Source organism: Prochlorococcus marinus XMU1419 (genome assembly GCF_017695955.1).
Taxonomy (GTDB): domain Bacteria; phylum Cyanobacteriota; class Cyanobacteriia; order PCC-6307; family Cyanobiaceae; genus Prochlorococcus_A; species Prochlorococcus_A marinus_AD.
In genome coordinates this window covers 486,284-502,767 of record NZ_JAAORO010000003.1, presented here as the reverse complement: position 1 = coordinate 502,767, position 16,484 = coordinate 486,284, and the positions used below count along the sequence as shown (strand labels likewise).

Annotated in this window: 18 protein-coding genes; 14 read left to right on the top strand and 4 right to left on the bottom strand. The window is 32.2% G+C overall.

Features of this window, described 5'->3' with window-relative positions; genetic code table 11:
• Nucleotides 1–22: 22 nt before the first annotated feature.
• Nucleotides 23–922 (bottom strand): tRNA (adenosine(37)-N6)-dimethylallyltransferase MiaA, encoded by a 900-nt coding sequence (miaA, locus tag HA151_RS08870; RefSeq protein ID WP_209107071.1) that lies wholly within the window; start codon nucleotides 920–922, stop codon nucleotides 23–25.
• Nucleotides 923–1,072: 150 nt separating this feature from the next.
• Between miaA and gyrB the strand changes: the two genes are divergently transcribed.
• The 6 genes from gyrB to HA151_RS08845 all read left to right on the top strand — a co-directional run bounded on the left by gyrB (nucleotide 1,073) and on the right by HA151_RS08845 (nucleotide 6,620).
• Nucleotides 1,073–3,040, top strand: coding sequence for a DNA topoisomerase (ATP-hydrolyzing) subunit B (gyrB, locus tag HA151_RS08865; RefSeq protein ID WP_209107070.1), 1,968 nt, complete (start codon nucleotides 1,073–1,075; stop codon nucleotides 3,038–3,040).
• Nucleotides 3,037–3,366: a hypothetical protein gene (locus tag HA151_RS08860; RefSeq protein ID WP_209107164.1), complete on the top strand. Its 330-nt coding sequence runs from the start codon at nucleotides 3,037–3,039 to the stop codon at nucleotides 3,364–3,366. Before gyrB ends, HA151_RS08860 begins: the two co-directional genes overlap by 4 nt.
• Nucleotides 3,367–3,369: 3 nt before the next feature.
• Nucleotides 3,370–3,741 carry a fluoride efflux transporter FluC gene (locus HA151_RS08855; RefSeq protein WP_209107069.1) on the top strand — a complete coding sequence of 124 codons (372 nt, stop codon included), beginning with the start codon at nucleotides 3,370–3,372 and terminating at the stop codon, nucleotides 3,739–3,741.
• Entirely contained in the window at nucleotides 3,738–4,067 is a 330-nt protein-coding gene (locus HA151_RS09385; RefSeq protein ID WP_348535629.1) for a CrcB family protein, read from the top strand. The genes HA151_RS08855 and HA151_RS09385 overlap by 4 nt, the downstream gene beginning before the upstream one ends.
• 43 nt (nucleotides 4,068–4,110) lie before the next feature.
• On the top strand, nucleotides 4,111–5,517 hold the full coding sequence (gene mgtE, locus HA151_RS08850) for a magnesium transporter (protein WP_209107068.1): 1,407 nt from the start codon (nucleotides 4,111–4,113) through the stop codon (nucleotides 5,515–5,517).
• A gap of 101 nt (nucleotides 5,518–5,618) precedes the next feature.
• Complete coding sequence (locus HA151_RS08845; RefSeq protein WP_209107067.1) at nucleotides 5,619–6,620, top strand: RpoD/SigA family RNA polymerase sigma factor; 1,002 nt, start codon at nucleotides 5,619–5,621, stop codon at nucleotides 6,618–6,620.
• Here HA151_RS08845 and HA151_RS08840 read toward each other — a convergent pair.
• Nucleotides 6,605–7,519: an alpha/beta fold hydrolase gene (locus HA151_RS08840; RefSeq protein WP_209107066.1), complete on the bottom strand. Its 915-nt coding sequence runs from the start codon at nucleotides 7,517–7,519 to the stop codon at nucleotides 6,605–6,607. The genes HA151_RS08845 and HA151_RS08840 overlap by 16 nt on opposite strands.
• Before the next feature lie 91 nt (nucleotides 7,520–7,610).
• Here HA151_RS08840 and HA151_RS08835 point away from each other — a divergent pair, with 91 nt between their 5' ends.
• Nucleotides 7,611–8,609 carry a carbohydrate kinase family protein gene (locus HA151_RS08835; RefSeq protein WP_209107065.1) on the top strand — a complete coding sequence of 333 codons (999 nt, stop codon included), beginning with the start codon at nucleotides 7,611–7,613 and terminating at the stop codon, nucleotides 8,607–8,609.
• Here HA151_RS08835 and tsaE read toward each other — a convergent pair.
• On the bottom strand, nucleotides 8,567–9,004 hold the full coding sequence (tsaE, locus tag HA151_RS08830) for a tRNA (adenosine(37)-N6)-threonylcarbamoyltransferase complex ATPase subunit type 1 TsaE (protein ID WP_209107064.1): 438 nt from the start codon (nucleotides 9,002–9,004) through the stop codon (nucleotides 8,567–8,569). The genes HA151_RS08835 and tsaE overlap by 43 nt on opposite strands.
• Nucleotides 9,005–9,055: 51 nt before the next feature.
• Here tsaE and ahcY point away from each other — a divergent pair, with 51 nt between their 5' ends.
• Nucleotides 9,056–10,474, top strand: coding sequence for an adenosylhomocysteinase (gene ahcY / locus HA151_RS08825; RefSeq protein WP_209107063.1), 1,419 nt, complete (start codon nucleotides 9,056–9,058; stop codon nucleotides 10,472–10,474).
• A 2-nt stretch (nucleotides 10,475–10,476) separates the two neighbouring features.
• On the top strand, nucleotides 10,477–11,136 hold the full coding sequence (locus tag HA151_RS08820; RefSeq protein WP_209107062.1) for a DedA family protein: 660 nt from the start codon (nucleotides 10,477–10,479) through the stop codon (nucleotides 11,134–11,136).
• On the opposite strand, the gene HA151_RS08815 is transcribed toward HA151_RS08820, so the two are convergent.
• Nucleotides 11,133–11,504, bottom strand: a complete 372-nt coding sequence (locus HA151_RS08815; RefSeq protein ID WP_209107061.1) for a single-stranded DNA-binding protein — start codon at nucleotides 11,502–11,504, stop codon at nucleotides 11,133–11,135. The genes HA151_RS08820 and HA151_RS08815 overlap by 4 nt on opposite strands.
• Nucleotides 11,505–11,637: 133 nt before the next feature.
• Here HA151_RS08815 and HA151_RS08810 point away from each other — a divergent pair, with 133 nt between their 5' ends.
• From HA151_RS08810 to lysS, 5 genes are all read left to right on the top strand, one after another.
• Complete coding sequence (locus HA151_RS08810) at nucleotides 11,638–12,690, top strand: rod shape-determining protein (RefSeq protein ID WP_348535628.1); 1,053 nt, start codon at nucleotides 11,638–11,640, stop codon at nucleotides 12,688–12,690.
• A gap of 4 nt (nucleotides 12,691–12,694) precedes the next feature.
• The gene (gene mreC, locus HA151_RS08805; protein ID WP_209107060.1) at nucleotides 12,695–13,444 is read left to right on the top strand and encodes a rod shape-determining protein MreC; all 750 of its coding nucleotides are present in this window, start codon (nucleotides 12,695–12,697) and stop codon (nucleotides 13,442–13,444) included.
• Entirely contained in the window at nucleotides 13,444–13,959 is a 516-nt protein-coding gene (locus HA151_RS08800) for a hypothetical protein (RefSeq protein WP_209107059.1), read from the top strand. Before mreC ends, HA151_RS08800 begins: the two co-directional genes overlap by 1 nt.
• Nucleotides 13,960–14,141: 182 nt before the next feature.
• Nucleotides 14,142–14,888, top strand: coding sequence for a response regulator transcription factor RpaB (gene rpaB, locus HA151_RS08795; RefSeq protein ID WP_075536992.1), 747 nt, complete (start codon nucleotides 14,142–14,144; stop codon nucleotides 14,886–14,888).
• Nucleotides 14,889–14,938: 50 nt separating this feature from the next.
• The gene (lysS, locus tag HA151_RS08790; RefSeq protein ID WP_209107058.1) at nucleotides 14,939–16,471 is read left to right on the top strand and encodes a lysine--tRNA ligase; all 1,533 of its coding nucleotides are present in this window, start codon (nucleotides 14,939–14,941) and stop codon (nucleotides 16,469–16,471) included.
• Nucleotides 16,472–16,484 lie beyond the last annotated feature (13 nt).

Below are 16,484 nucleotides of genomic sequence, written 5' to 3'. Positions count from 1 at the left end.
GCAAATTCTAATATTTATAAATTTAGCCTAAAAAAGACTCTATTTTAATTATTGCATCTTTTAGCAGGTTTTTGTTATTAAGCCAAATAGGATTATTTTTATTTCGAAACCATGTTTTTTGTCTTTTGGCAAATTGGATAGTTTTTATAGAAGTTAATTCAATTGCCTGATTTATCGTTAAATTGTTATTTAGGACTTCCTTAGCTTCCCGATAACCAATGGTTTTTAGTATTGGCAAGTCAGATCCATATTGAAAAATAAGATGTTTTGTTTCTTCAATAATTCCAGTATTAAACATATTTTTTGTTCTTTGTAAAATTCTCTCTTTTAAATTATTTCTATCTATTCCAAGCTCTAGTATTCTCCAGTCAGGTGGTTTCTGCACTATTTGAGTTGATAAAGGTTTACCCGTTACATAAAGGACTTCCAAAGCTCTTATTGTTCTAATCTGATCACCAGAATTAATTTTTTTTGTTGATTTTGGATCACAATTCTTTAAAATTTCCCAACATTCTTTCTGACCAAGATCTTCTAATTGTCTCCTCAAATAATTCTGTGGGGGAATATCTGGCACAAAAAACCCTTTTGTTATTGCGTTCATATACAAACCACTTCCTCCCACAAGGAAAGGTAGATTTTTTAGTTTAATTTCTCTTTCTATAGATTTTTGAGCAATTTCTTGAAATTGTTTTACATTAATTGGACTAGAGGGCTCTTTAATATCTAATAAAAAATGCTTTATTTTTTTTTGTTGACTCTTAGATGGTTTCGCTGTGCCAATATCCATATATTTATATATTTGTCTTGAATCGATATTATGTATATAAGTTTTAAAATATTCTGCAACTTCTATAGCTAATTCTGTTTTACCACTCGCTGTGGGCCCTATTAAAACTATTACATGAGGTGAATTAGAAATCATGTTAATTTCTGAAGAATATTTTATTGGCTATATAATTAAAGTAATTAAATTTTTCATATACTTCGAGCCTTTCTTTAATTACAGTGATAAGTTTAATTAAAGACCTTTTAAAAATAACATTTTAAAAGATTAATGTTTTTTTTTTATTAAATGAGTGAGGACAAAAGATCTAATAAAATCTCAAATGACTATGGTGCAGAACAGATTCAGGTTTTAGAAGGGTTAGAGCCCGTTCGTAAACGCCCTGGAATGTATATAGGCTCTACGGGCCCAAGAGGTTTACATCATTTGGTATACGAGGTTGTTGATAACTCAGTTGACGAAGCACTTGCAGGACATTGTGATCATATTGAAATTGTTCTTCAATCAGATGGATCAGCTTTAATCTCAGATAATGGCCGTGGTATACCTACAGATATTCATCCAAGGACAGGGAAAAGTGCTTTAGAAACTGTACTTACTGTTCTTCACGCAGGAGGTAAATTTGGAAGTGGAGGTTATAAAGTTTCTGGCGGCTTGCATGGAGTAGGAATATCTGTGGTTAATGCTTTAAGCGAATGGGTTAACGTTACTGTTTATAGGGATGGCAGTGAGTTTAATCAAAGATTTGAAAAAGGGGTATCAAAGGGTGAATTGCACACTAAAAAGCAGACTATAAAACCTTTTAAAAAAGGCACTACTATTTGTTTTAAACCCGATAAAACAATTTTTTCTGGAGGAATAGAATTTGAATTTGCTCTGCTTTCTTCCAGGTTAAGAGAACTTGCTTATCTTAATGGTGGCGTAAAAATTGTTTTTAGAGATGAGAGAAATGAATTATCAGATGGTTCTTTTAAAGAAGAAATTTACCTATACCAAGGAGGCATTAAAGAATATGTTGAGTATATGAATGCAGAAAAAGAGTCAATTCATCCTGAGATAATTTATGTTGATTCACAGAGAGAAAACGTTTACGTAGAAGCAGCTTTACAATGGTGTTCTGATGTATATTCAGACAATATTTTAGGCTTTGCTAATAACATAAGAACAATCGATGGAGGCACTCATATTGAGGGGCTAAAAACAGTTTTGACAAGAACTTTTAATAATCTTTCAAAAAAAAGAGGCAAAAGAAAGGATGGTGAAAAAAATTTAGCTGGCGAAAATATTAGAGAGGGCTTGACTGTAGTTTTATCAGTCAAAGTTCCAGATCCCGAGTTTGAAGGTCAGACAAAAACAAAATTAGGTAATACCGAAGTAAGAGGAATTGTTGATTCTCTTATAGGGGAGGCTCTCACAAAATATATGGAATTTAATCCTGGAATTTTGGACTTGATTCTTGAAAAAGCAATTCAATCGTTTAATGCAGCAGAAGCTGCAAGAAGAGCGAGAGAATTAGTAAGAAGAAAGAGTGTTTTGGAAAGTTCGACTTTGCCTGGCAAATTAGCTGATTGTAGTTCCAGAGATCCCTCAGAATCAGAAATTTATATTGTTGAGGGAGATTCTGCGGGAGGTTCGGCAAAACAAGGAAGAGATAGAAATTTTCAAGCTATATTGCCCTTAAGAGGTAAAATTCTTAATATTGAAAAAACCGATGATACTAAAATATACAAAAATACAGAAATTCAGTCGTTAATTACGGCTCTAGGGTTAGGAATTAAAGGTGAGGAGTTTGATGTTAGCTCCTTAAGATACCATAGAGTCGTTATTATGACTGATGCGGATGTTGACGGTGCTCATATTAGGACTTTATTATTGACATTCTTTTATAGATACCAGAGAGAACTGGTTGAGAAAGGTTTTATATACATAGCTTGTCCTCCACTCTATAAAGTAGAAAGAGGAAAAAATCATAAATATTGCTATAACGAGAATCAATTAAAGGATACAATTGAAGGATTCGGAGAAAATGCTAACTATAATATTCAAAGATTTAAAGGGTTAGGTGAAATGATGCCAAAACAATTGTGGGATACCACAATGAATCCTCAGACCAGGATGATGAAGAGGGTTGAAATAGAAGATGCTCTTGAAGCTGATAGAATATTTAATATATTAATGGGAGATAAAGTTGGTCCAAGAAGAGAGTTTATTGAAACTCATAGTAGTAACTTAGATTTGGCAACTTTAGATATATAATGAATAATCTGCTAAAGAATATTTGTTTAATTATATTTGCGTTAATAGGTCCGATTACCTTACCTGCTGGGGGAATTCAAAAAAATTTAAGTCAACATCAGTTTTATAGTAATACAAACGAAATTATATTGACATCAAATACTTCTCTTTATTCTTTTCCTAAAATTTATGCAAAAGAATTATTAGTTCTTGATATAGGTACTACATTATCAGTTTTACGTAATTGGAAAGTTAGCGAAAGCGAAGTTTGGGTAAGGGTTGAATTAGCTTCTAATAAATTTTTGGACGATCCTTATAAAATTACAAAAGGCTGGATAAAAATGTAAATTTTGGATTTTCATTCAATAAGAATAGTTTTTCTTGGTAGTACTTTAGGATTAATACTTAGAATAATCATACAAAATAATTTAAAAATAAATTTAGGTTTTGACATTCAAAATATTTCAGTAGTAAATTTTATAGGATCCTTCTTTTTAGGAATTTTTGTGGCATTAAATTTTAGTAATAACAACTTATTAATGTTATTTTATGCTGGTTTTTTAGGATCTTTTAGTACATTTTCTTCTTTTATATATCAACTATTTATTTTATTTCAAAAGAGAAAATTCTTAAGTTTATTTTTTCATTATTTAGAGGTAATGTTTATTGCTTTTATTTTATTTTATTTAGGTTATTTTCTAGTTAAATTTTTATTAATGTGAAAATAAAATATTATATTTATATCCTCTTAGCATGCTATTTAGCGACTTTATTAAGATTGCTAATAGACGATAACTTAATTATTTCACTAGTTGGATCATTTTTCTTTGGTTTTATAATTAGAAAAAGATTAAATGACTTAAGTAAAAAAATTTTATTAACTGGTTTTTTTTCTTGTTTTACTTCTTTCACTGGATTCGTATTTCTTTTATATGAAATTCTTCATCAAGGAGAATGGATAAAATTCATAATATTTTTTAATTTAATAATCATCACTAATTTATTTATAATGATTTGTGGGTTTTGGATCAGTAGAAAAATTACTTAGATTTCTTATAATGTTGTTAAGACCTTGACTAGGAATTATATCAATGAATGAGAGTAGACTTGAATCGATTAGATCCTTTTCTTCAGAAATAAGTAATAGAGAAAAAATTACTATTCAACTTGAAGAATTACTAGTAGCAGGAAATTATGATGAAGCAAAGTTACTTCTTGAGCCTTCCCAGCCTGTCGATATTGCTGATGCTATTGGAAGTCTTCCATTAATACTGCAAGCATTGGCATTCCGATTGTTAAAGAAAAATGAGGCAATTGAAGTTTATGAATATTTAGATCCAATAGTTCAGCAAACTTTATTAGACAGACTTCGTTCGGGAGAAGTTCTAGAAATTGTAGAAAAAATGTCACCTGACGATAGGGTGCAACTTTTTGATGAGTTACCTGCAAAAGTTGTACGAAAATTTTTATCTGCACTTAGTCCTGGTGAAAGAAAAGTAACAGCTGAATTACTTGGATATGAGCCAGAAACTGCTGGAAGATTAATGACTACTGAATTTATAGATCTTAAAGAGATGCAAACAGCGGCTGAAGCTCTATCTTTGGTGAGAAAAAGAGCTCCATTTACAGAAACTATTTATAGCTTATATGTAACGGATAAAGAAAGACATTTAACAGGAATTCTTTCTCTTAGAGACCTTGTGACAGCTGATCCTGCCAAACCTATAGGAGATGTAATGACAAAAGATGTAGTTAATATTTCAACCAATACTAATCAAGAAGAAGTCGCACGAGCAATACAAAGATATGATTTTTTAGCCCTTCCAGTTGTTGATAAAGAAAAAAGACTTGTCGGAATAGTAACTGTTGATGATTTAATTGATGTCATGGAACAGGAAGCAACTCGAGATATTTATGCAGCGGGTGCTATACAGCCTAGTGATGAGGATGATTATTTTCAAAGTAGTTTATTCACGATAACTCGACGACGAATTCTTTGGTTATTAATTTTAGTTCTTGCAAATGGTTTAACTACAAAAGTTATTGCAATGAATGATCAAATATTAAAAGAAATAGTTTTACTAGCTGCATTTATTCCATTGCTAATAGGTACTGGGGGAAATGTTGGTGCTCAAAGCTCGACTGTTGTAATTAGAGGTTTAAGTACTCAAAAATTAAAGTCTCTTGGTGCCATTAAGGCAGTAGTTAGAGAGTCAATAACAGGCGCTCTTTTAGGAATCTTGATGATGCTAGTTGTGCTTCCTTTTGCTTGGTGGCAAGGAGAGGGGCCTTTAATAGCAGCTGCCGTGGGCATAAGTCTTATTTCTATAACTACATTGGCAGCTACCACTGGAGCTATTCTTCCTTTGTTATTTGACAAAATGAGATTGGACCCAGCTTTAATGTCATCTCCCTTTATAACAACAGTAACTGACATAGCAGGTGTATTTATTTATTTAAGTACTGCAAAATGGCTATTAGCTTCGAAATTTATATAGATTTAACTAGGTATTTATTCTCATTTTTGTGAAAATGTGGATTTTTTTGTTTAACTTTACAATTCTTAATGGTATTGTTTACAAAACATCATCCTTATTTCATGTCTACTGAAACAATAAGCGAGAATAAATTAGCATCAATTTCAAATTTAAAAGCTAGCAATGATGTAGATCTAGTTCGTTCATATTTAAGAGATATTGGAAGAGTTCCATTACTATCTCATGAACAAGAAATTACTCTTGGTAGACAAGTTCAAGAATACGTTCAAGTAGAAAGGGCAGAACTTGAAATAATTGAATTAACTGGTGATAAGCCAAACATTGATGAATTAGCAAAAAAACTAAATCTTTCTTCCTCCCAAATAAAGAAAAGGCTGAGAGCTGGACAGCGTGCTAAAGAAAGAATGGTTGCAGCTAATTTGAGATTAGTAGTAAGTGTTGCAAAAAAATATACTAAAAGAAATATGGAATTATTAGACTTAATTCAGGAGGGAACAATAGGGTTGGTTAGAGGGGTTGAAAAATTTGATCCAGCTAGAGGCTATAAATTTTCTACATACGCCTATTGGTGGATTAGACAGGGAATCACTAGAGCAATTGCTGAAAAAAGTAGGGCTATAAGGCTTCCAATTCACATCACTGAAATGTTGAACAAGTTGAAAAAAGGTCAAAGAGAGTTGAGTCAAGAAATGTCTAGAACTCCAACCGTAAGTGAACTTGCTAAATATGTAGAACTTCCAGAAGATGATGTTAAAGATTTAATGTGCAAAGCTGGACAGCCAGTAAGTCTTGAGACAAAAGTTGGTGATGGTGAAGACACTGTTTTATTAGATTTATTGGCAGGAGGAGAGGATTTACCAGATGAACAAATAGAGATGGATTGCATGAGAGGTGATCTTCATTCTCTTTTGCATCAACTTCCAGATTTGCAATGCAGGGTTTTAAGAATGAGATACGGTATGGATGGTGATGAGCCAATGTCTCTTACAGGTATAGGAAGGGTACTTGGAATAAGTAGGGATCGTGTAAGAAACCTTGAAAGAGATGGATTAAGAGGTTTGAGAAGGCTTAGTGATAATGTAGAGGCCTATTTCGTTTCTTGAATAAATTCACAGATTAATTTATTCGTTTGTTCAGGTTCTTCATCGTGGGGACAATGACCAGCACCCTTAATTACATCTAACCTTGTGATATTTTCATAGTTTTTCTTCCAAGCTTTTGCTTCGCTCAAAGATTCCCAGGGATCTTTCTCTCCCCAAATTAGTTGTATTGGAATATTAATTTTATCAAAAAGGTCTGTAGCAAGATAGTCATCAAATAGGTTGATAAATCCACGAAATGCTTCTTTAGAGTTTTCCCGTTTAGCGGGTTTATAAAGTATTTCAATTAATTCTTCATCAATATTTTTTCCGGAGGGGTAAGCTTGTTCAAGGATTTTTTTTATAACTTTTGGATTAGCTGCTCTCGTAAACAGTGTATTACTAATTAACCTTTGTCTGACGACTGTTTTTAATACAGGCCTGAGTAAATTCATTAAAATATCACCTTTTTTCAAGCGTTTATCATCCATAGTTCTTTGAGCACAATCAATCAAAATGACACCTTTACAATTATTTTTGAGAATTTCAGCAGCTTTTAATGAAATAACCCCTCCAATTGAGTTTCCTACTAAGTAAACGGGAGATTTTATTATCTCTGAACAAAATTTTGTAATTTGATTACTCCATAAATCAAATGAATATTTAATTGAATTTTGTTTATAAGCTTCGTAATTTAATAGGGCAATGGGCTGACTGCTTTCTCCGAATCCTATGAGGTCAATTGCGTAGCAATTAAAAAATTGTCCAAGAAAATTTTGATTGTGTCTCCAATGTTTCTTAGATGCTCCAAATCCATGTACTAATAAAATAGTAATGTTATTTTCGTCAGAAGATTTTTTTGATAAAGACCATGAAATGTCCCAATTTTTCCATTTCCAAATTTCAGATTTATTAAAATACACTGCGAATAAGATATTAATTAAACTTTAATTCAAAAAAAAAATATTTGTTATTGATTAATTATTCTTAGATAAGAAAAAAGGGTTTCATCTTATGGAAAAGAATAAAGTTGTATGTATTGGAGAGGCTTTAATAGACAGGATCCGTAATAAGTCAAATCAAGGATATACAGATTTTTTGGGTGGCGCACCGGCTAATGTTTCTTGTGCATTAAAAAAATTAGAAATAGATTCTACATTTATTGGACGTTTAGGAAAAGATGATTATGGAAAAAAATTTATTAAGCAATTTAAAGAATTGGAGGTTAACTCAGATTTTTTACAATTGGATAATGATGCTTCTACTCGGATCGTTAATGTCGATCGAGATCAATTTGGAGATCGTTTTTTTTCAGGATTTGAAGCAAAATCTAATTCATACTTTGCTGATGAAGCTCTTAGTAAGAACTTAATCGAAAATCAACTTCCAAATTTGGAGAAATTATTTCTAGAAACAAAATATTTAGTTACAGGAACCAATATAATTTCATCTAAAGTTTCTGCTGAGACTATTTTTTTTCTTATTGAACTTGCTAATAAATATGAAGTTAAGGTAATTATCGATTTAAATTGGAGAGAGGTCTTTTGGGATTATTCGGATTTTTCATCAGAAATTAGTAATACAGCGCGAGTGAATTTAATTAAAAATTTTTTAAATCATGCTCATGTTTTAAAACTTGCTAAGGAAGAAGCTACTTTGTTTTTTAAGAACGAAAATTCAATGCTTATATCTCAACAAATGTCAGAAAGACCAGATGTAATAATAACTGATGGAAAAAATCCTGTTGAATGGTTTATAAATGGATTTCAGGGCACTACAGAAACTCCTGATTCACAAAAAATTGTCGATACTACTGGTGCTGGTGACGCCTTTCTAGCTGGATTAATTTCAAAATTAATTTCTTCTGGTTATCCTTTAAATGAATTAGCAATCCAAGACTGTGTTAATTTCGCAAGTGTTTGTGGACTATTAACTTGTCTTGGTGAAGGTGCAATCGAGCAACAACCAGATTATGAAAAGGTTAAAAAATTTTTAGGATCTCTTATTTCATAGTGTCTTCCGAAATTTTTAGCGTAACTAATTTCTATTTTCCAGAAATCTTTAATAAGTGGTTCTATTAATTCTGGCCATTCAACAACTAATATAGCTTCGCTTTGTAATGCCTCTTCTTCTTCAGAAAAGAAAACTTCTTTGGCTGAAGAACTATGTTCTAGTCTGTATAAATCAAGGTGAATTAGTGGAATTTTTCCCGAACTATAGTGATGCGATAAAGCAAAAGTAGGGCTTGTAATATCCTCAGAGATAGATAAACCTCTGGCAATACCTTGTACAAATGAAGTTTTGCCTGCTCCAATTGGACCCTTTAATAAAACAATTGATTGTGGATTTAATTTTTGTGAGAGTTTTTCCCCTAAATTTAAAGTCTCTTTTAAGTTCTCAACAAACACAAAATTACCCAAAAATCATATATAGTTTAGTAGAAAAGGTATTTACAAGATATGGTTATCGCAAATTCAATTAAAACAACGGTTCCTAGTTTCGTAATCTCTGATATTTCATTATCAAATTTTGGACGTAAAGAAATTAAAATCGCTGAAACAGAGATGCCAGGATTAATGGCACTCAGAGATAAATACAAGAACGAAAAGCCACTCAAAGGTGCAAAAATAGCTGGAAGTTTACATATGACAATTCAGACAGCTGTACTAATAGAAACTCTTGTTGATCTTGGCGCACAAGTTAAATGGGCTTCATGCAATATTTTTTCAACCCAAGATCATGCGGCTGCAGCTATTGCTGATCAAGGGATTCCGGTATATGCAAAGAAAGGTGAGACTCTTGATGAATATTGGCAGTACACCCACTACATACTTGATTGGGGTTCAGATTCTCCAAATATGATTCTTGATGATGGAGGTGATGCAACAGGCCTATTGATACTTGGTAGTAAAGCAGAAAAAGATTTGTCTGTTTTAGATAATCCTAATAATGAAGAAGAAATTGCTTTATTCAATTCTATTAAGTCTAAGTTGCAAATTGATGGCAGCTTCTATTCCAGAATCAAAAGTAAAATTATTGGTGTTACTGAAGAAACTACTACTGGTGTTGCTAGACTTTATCAACTTCAAAAGCAAAACGCTTTACCATTTCCAGCTATAAATGTTAATGATTCAGTAACAAAAAGCAAATTTGACAATTTATATGGCTGTCGGGAATCTTTAGTTGATAGCATTAAGCGAGCGACTGATGTAATGATTGCGGGCAAAGTTGCGTTAGTAATGGGATTTGGTGATGTAGGTAAAGGCTCAGCTCAGTCATTAAGAGGACTTGGTGCCATTGTAAAAGTTGCTGAAGTTGATCCAATTTGCGCGCTACAAGCGGCAATGGAAGGTTATAGCGTAGTTAGGTTAGATGATGTTGTCGAAGATATAGACATATTTGTTACTGCCACTGGTAATTATCAGGTAATTACCCATGAAAATCTTGTCAAGATGAAGGACGAAGCCATAGTTTGTAATATCGGCCATTTTGATAATGAAATCGATGTAGCTTCATTAAAAAAATATTCTTGGGAAAATATTAAGCCGCAGGTTGATCACATAACTTTACCGAGCGGAAACAAAATTATTCTTTTAGCCGAAGGTAGATTAGTTAACTTGGGTTGTGCTACTGGTCATCCAAGTTTTGTTATGAGTAATTCTTTCACTAATCAAGTATTAGCTCAAATTGAACTTTTCAATAAGTCAGATCAATATGCTAAGGAGGTCTATGTTTTACCAAAACATTTAGATGAAATGGTAGCTAGATTACATTTAGATAAAATTGGTGCAAAACTAACAAAGTTAACTAAAAAACAGGCTGATTATATTAACGTTTCAGTTGATGGACCTTATAAACCAGAATTGTATAGATATTAAGTTTGAATCTAATCCCGGAAAATTTTCTCACTTCAATTCCTGACTTTATAAGTTTGGCTGTCGAAAAAAATGCAACAATTGCATACCTTACTATTTGTTTGGCTATGTTTTTAGAAAATGTAATACCCCCAATTCCGTCGGAAATAATAATGCCATTAGGAGGGTTTTTCGTTTATCAACAAAAATTAAATTTTTTTATTTTAGTTTTCTGGGGCTTATTTGGAACGCTCTTGGGATCTTTACCTTGGTATTACTTAGGCAGATTAGTAAATGAAAAAAAACTTTCAAATTTTTTAGATAAAAAGGGGAAATATTTAGGAATTTCCTCGAATGATTTGGCTAAAAGTAAAAGGTGGTTTGAAAAATACGGGGTCTCTTTAGTTTTTTGGGGTCGATTAGTGCCAGGCATAAGAACTTTAATTTCTGTTCCTGCTGGAATAGAACTTATGCCATTAAGAAAATTTTTGATTTGGACTACATTCGGTAGCCTAATATGGGTTGTAATTCTAACTTATGCCGGTTATTTATTTGGTGAAAATTATCCAGTTATTGAAACTTATTTGGATCAAATTAAATATGTGGTTAAGCCAATATTAGTTTTAATTTTTTTATATTTTTTCATAAAGTTACTTATTAGAATTATTAAGAGAAATAAAGCCTAAAAAGGAATTTCACTAGAATTACTGCTACTTGTATATTGGTTATTTTCAGAATCTTTTCGAGAGCCTAGTAAGTTCAATCTATCAACTCTAACTACAGGTTTGTATCTATCTTCCCCAGTATTTTTATCTTTCCAACTGTCAATTTTAAAACTTCCTGTAATGCCAATTAAAGATCCTTTTTTAACATAATCTGCTGCTATTTGAGCTTGTTTGCCCCATATTTCTAAATTAAACCAGTCTGGCTCCTCATCTCGACTTCTTCTGTTAACTGCAATAGTGAAATTTGCTACGATTGTACCAGATTCAAAATATCTTACGTCTGGTTCTCTTCCAGCTCTGCCAACTAGATTAATAGTGTTAATTTCCATAATTATTTTTTTTTAATACTACTCATTTTTTTAGTTTTTGCTTAAAGTTTTGCGTGCTATTCATAACTAAACAAGATAATTGTGAGAGCTTAACAAAAAATAGATATATTATTTAGAAAAAAGAATTCTTATTGTGATTTTTAACAGATTTAAATTTTCTAGAGACATTGGCATAGATTTAGGAACGGCCAATACTCTTATACACGTATCAGGTAAGGGAGTTGTTTTACAAGAGCCTTCAGTAGTAGCAATGGATTTAGAAGAAGGGATTCCATTGGCTGTTGGTAAAGAAGCAAAGTTAATGCTAGGAAGAACACCTGGCAATATAAGAGCTGTAAGACCACTACGAGATGGGGTCATAGCAGATTTTGATGCGGCAGAACAAATGATAAAGACATTTATTCAAAAATGTAATGAGGGTAAAGGTATAGTAGCCCCAAGAATAGTTATTGGTATTCCAAGTGGAGTGACCAGTGTTGAGAGAAGAGCTGTAAGAGAAGCTGGATTAGCAGGAGCTAGAGAAGTACACTTGATTGATGAACCCGTTGCAGCTGCAATAGGAGCATCATTACCAGTCACTGAGCCAATTGGAACTATGATTGTTGATATTGGTGGTGGCACTACTGAGGTTGCAGTATTAAGTTTAGGCGGAACTGTATTAAGTGAATCTGTTCGAATAGCTGGTGACGAAATCAATGAATCAATTGCTCTATATCTTAAAAAAGTACACAATTTAGTTGTTGGAGAAAGAACAGCAGAAGACATTAAGATCAAAATTGGATCTGCATTCCCAGATGATGATTTTGATAAAACTACTTATGAGGTGAGAGGTCTACATTTATTGTCAGGTTTACCTAGGTCAGTAACTTTGACATCTGGGGAAATAAGAGAAGCTATGGCTGAAACACTTAGTAAAATAGTTGAAGCTGTTAAAAGAACTTTAGAGCGAACCCCTCCTGAACTTGCTGCAGATATTGTTGATAGGGGAATTATGCTTGCAGGAGGTGGAGCTTTAGTAAGAGGTATTAATGATTTATTGAGTGATGAAACGGGAATTTTTACTCACATAGCAGAAAACCCACTTCTTTGTGTGGTTAATGGTTGTGGAGAGGTTTTGGATGATTTTAAAAAACTTAAAAGAGTGGTTGATACTCCAGACTTTATAAGGAACGCGATAAGAGATTAATACTATGTTCGATATCCGACGAATTTCTAATAGTCGTTGGTGGCACAAAAAGAAAAATTGGATATTCTTTGGAACCTTTTTATTGTTATTGTTTATAAGAATATCAAAAGGATCTGTTTATAAGGATATTTATTATTTTATTTCAAAGCCTTTTTGGCCTGGTAAATTCCAAAAAGAAGTTATTATTAAAAGTACCAACCAAGAATTATTAATAAACTTAAATCTCCTAAAAAAGGATAATAAAAGATTGCGTGAAATTTTATCTCTTCAAGATACATCCATTGATGATATTATTTCAGCTGCAGTTATTTCTAGAAAAACAGGAAGTTGGTGGAGACAAATTATATTGAATAAAGGCTCAAAAGACGGAGTTGAAATTGGTAGTATTGTTATTGGTCCAGGTGGATTATTGGGAAGAGTAAATAACACTTCTTTATTTACTGCATCAGTAATATTGTTAACCTCACCAGAAAGTAAAGTTGGCGTGTGGTTGGACAGAATTCAAATAAATGGTTTATTAGTTGGAGTCGGAGATGATTACCCCAGCTTGATACTATATACAAAAAATGCTGATATAAAAGTTGGAGATTTTGTATCATCTTCTCCAGCAAGCACTTTATTACCACCAAATATCCCAATTGGTATTATTCAATCTGTAGATAAGCCATCTAAAGCAAAAAAAACAGCAAAGATATCACTTTTAGCAAACCCTTACGCAATTGATTGGGTGCAAATTTTAAAAGTAAAAATTTAATGAATAAATTTTTCTTAAAAAGATTGCCTATATTTTTTTTAATTATTATTCCAATTATTTTTTTATGGCACCCAAATTGGCTCGGGTTTTTGGGTGTTCAGCCATATTGGCCTTTGTTTTGGTTGTTGCCTTGGTCAATGATTAATGGATCAATTAATGGACTTATATGTGGTTTGTTTTTAGGTTTAATTTTAGATTCTTTAACTTTGGATAGTAGTGTCACTCAAATACCAGGCTTAGTTATATGCGGATTTCTGTTTGGGAGAATTAAATTTCATAGGCATTTTTTAGTCGGACATTTTAGGTATGGATTGGTTTGTTCTTTTGGAAGCTTTTTATGCGGAACTCTACATTTTTTGCAAATTTTATTTAAAAATTTTTCAGATAGTTCTTTCTTACTTTTTATCCCTGGTGTTCAAAATATATTAGCTGAAATTTTTCTGACAGGTTTTTTTGCTCCTCTAATATGTACCCAACTTTTGAGAATCTTTAAATCTTCAGTGAGAAAAGTATGATAATGAATTTCTCAAAAAAATTAAAAATTTGCTAATAAATTCATATCCTTAAAATTATTTTAAAATTTTTAAACCTATGGAATATCTCATTGAGGGTTCGTAATGTTATATTTTTAATTGTTAGAATAAATATTCATTGCAATAATTCTTTGCTTTGAAATATCTGGAAATCTTATTTAACTATGTCAAAAGCAAGAATTTTAGTTGTTGATGATGAGCCAGCGGTTTTGAAGGTATTAGTTACAAGACTTCAACTTGCAGGCTACCAAGTTTATTCAGCCACTAACGGAGAAGAAGCCCTTGAATCTTTTCACAGAGATTCTCCAGACTTGATAGTTCTAGATGTAATGCTTCCAAAAATGGATGGATTCGCAGTTTGTAGAAGAATAAGAGCTGAATCTGTGGTTCCGATAATATTTTTGACTGCTCTAGAGGCGATTTCAGAAAGAGTTGCAGGTTTAGATTTAGGGGCTGATGATTACTTATCTAAACCATTTAGCCCAAAAGAGTTAGAAGCTAGGATAGCTACTATTTTAAGAAGAATGGGTCCAACTGTATCAGTTACTGAAACTAAAGAGGTTCCATCTGGTAAAGGTGTTATGAAATTTGGAAGTTTAGTTGTTGATACTAATCGAAGGCAAGTTTCTAGAGCAGGTGAAAGAATTAGTTTAACTTATACTGAATTTAGCCTTTTGGAATTATTATTCGATGAACCTGGGAAAGTTGTTCCACGAGCCGAGATTTTAGAGCAGCTTTGGGGTTATCCCCCAAGGAGAGCTGCAGATTTAAGAGTGGTAGATGTTTATGTAGCGAGATTAAGAGGTAAATTAGAGCCAGATCCAAGAAATCCTGAATTAATACTAACTGTTCGTGGTATCGGTTATGCATCTCAGAGAGTTGGTGAAACAGCAACATCTTTGGCAAGTTGAACCTTATTCTGATAATTTAATTAAATAAAGCAATCATATTGAGATAAATTTTGTCTGAAATAAGAGAAGCCCGCTTACAAAAAGCTAATAAACTAGTTAGTAAAGGATTTGATTCTTACGCAGAAAGTTTTAAAGTCACTCATACTACCAAATTTCTTTTTCAAAAATTTGATTATCTAGAAAATGGTCAAGAGCAAGATTTTAGTGTCAAAGTAGCTGGTAGAGTGATGGCAAAAAGGGTAATGGGTAAAATTGCCTTTTTTACAATAAGTGATCAAGAAGGTCAGATTCAGCTTTATTTGGATAAAAGAATTATAAATTTTGAAAACCAAAAATTACTTTCTTTCGATGATATTAAGGAATTAGTAGATATTGGTGATTGGATAGGTGTATGTGGAACTATTAAAAAAACTAATAAGGGTGAGCTTTCAATTAAAGTAGAAAAATGGGAAATGCTATCCAAATCATTACAGCCTTTACCTGATAAATGGCATGGATTAACTGATATTGAAAAAAGATATAGACAACGTTATCTAGATTTAATAGTCAATCCTCTCTCTAAAAATGTATTTAAAACAAGAGCAAAATGTATAAGCTTTATAAGAAAATGGTTAGATAAAAGAAATTTTTTAGAGATAGAGACTCCAATTCTGCAATCTGAAGCAGGTGGAGCTGAAGCGCGACCATTTATTACTCACCATAATACTTTAGATATCCCGCTGTATCTAAGAATAGCAACAGAATTACATTTGAAACGGATGGTTGTTGGAGGATTTGAGAAAGTGTATGAATTAGGAAGAATCTTCCGTAATGAGGGAATAAGTACAAAACATAATCCAGAATTTACTTCAGTTGAAATTTATCAAGCTTTTTCAAATTATGTTGATATGATGGACCTCACAGAAGAACTTATAAAAGACATCGTAGTTGATGCATGTGGATCTTTAGTTATAAATTATCAAAATAGAGAAATTGATTTTTCTAAACCTTGGTCAAGAGTATCTATGAAAGAAATAGTCAAGAAATATACAGGGATTGATTTTGATTCTTTCAGTGGAGACTTTGAAGCTGCAAAAAAAGCTTTTAAAAGGATAAATGTTGAATTTCCAACTAAAGTTAATACTATGGGAAGACTTCTTAATGAGGTATTTGAGCAAAAAGTAGAGTCAGAGCTTATAGAACCCACTTTTGTTTTCGATTATCCTGTTGAAATTTCTCCCCTAGCTAGGGCTCATCAAGATAACAAAGAAATGGTTCAGAGATTTGAATTATTTATTGTTGGTCGGGAGCTCGCAAATGCTTTTAGCGAATTGATAGATCCAGTAGATCAAAGAGAAAGAATGCAATTACAGCAATCTCTTAGAGATGAAGGAGATTTGGAAGCTCATTGTATAGATGAAGATTTTTTGAATGCTTTAGAAATTGGAATGCCTCCTACAGGAGGATTAGGCATAGGAATTGACAGACTTATTATGTTAATTACTAATAGCCCGTCAATTAGAGATGTAATACCTTTCCCGTTATTAAAACCAGAAAAAAATTCAAATAAAAATGAAAAATTACCCTTGAATGAAGTAAAATAGGAGAATTGATCCA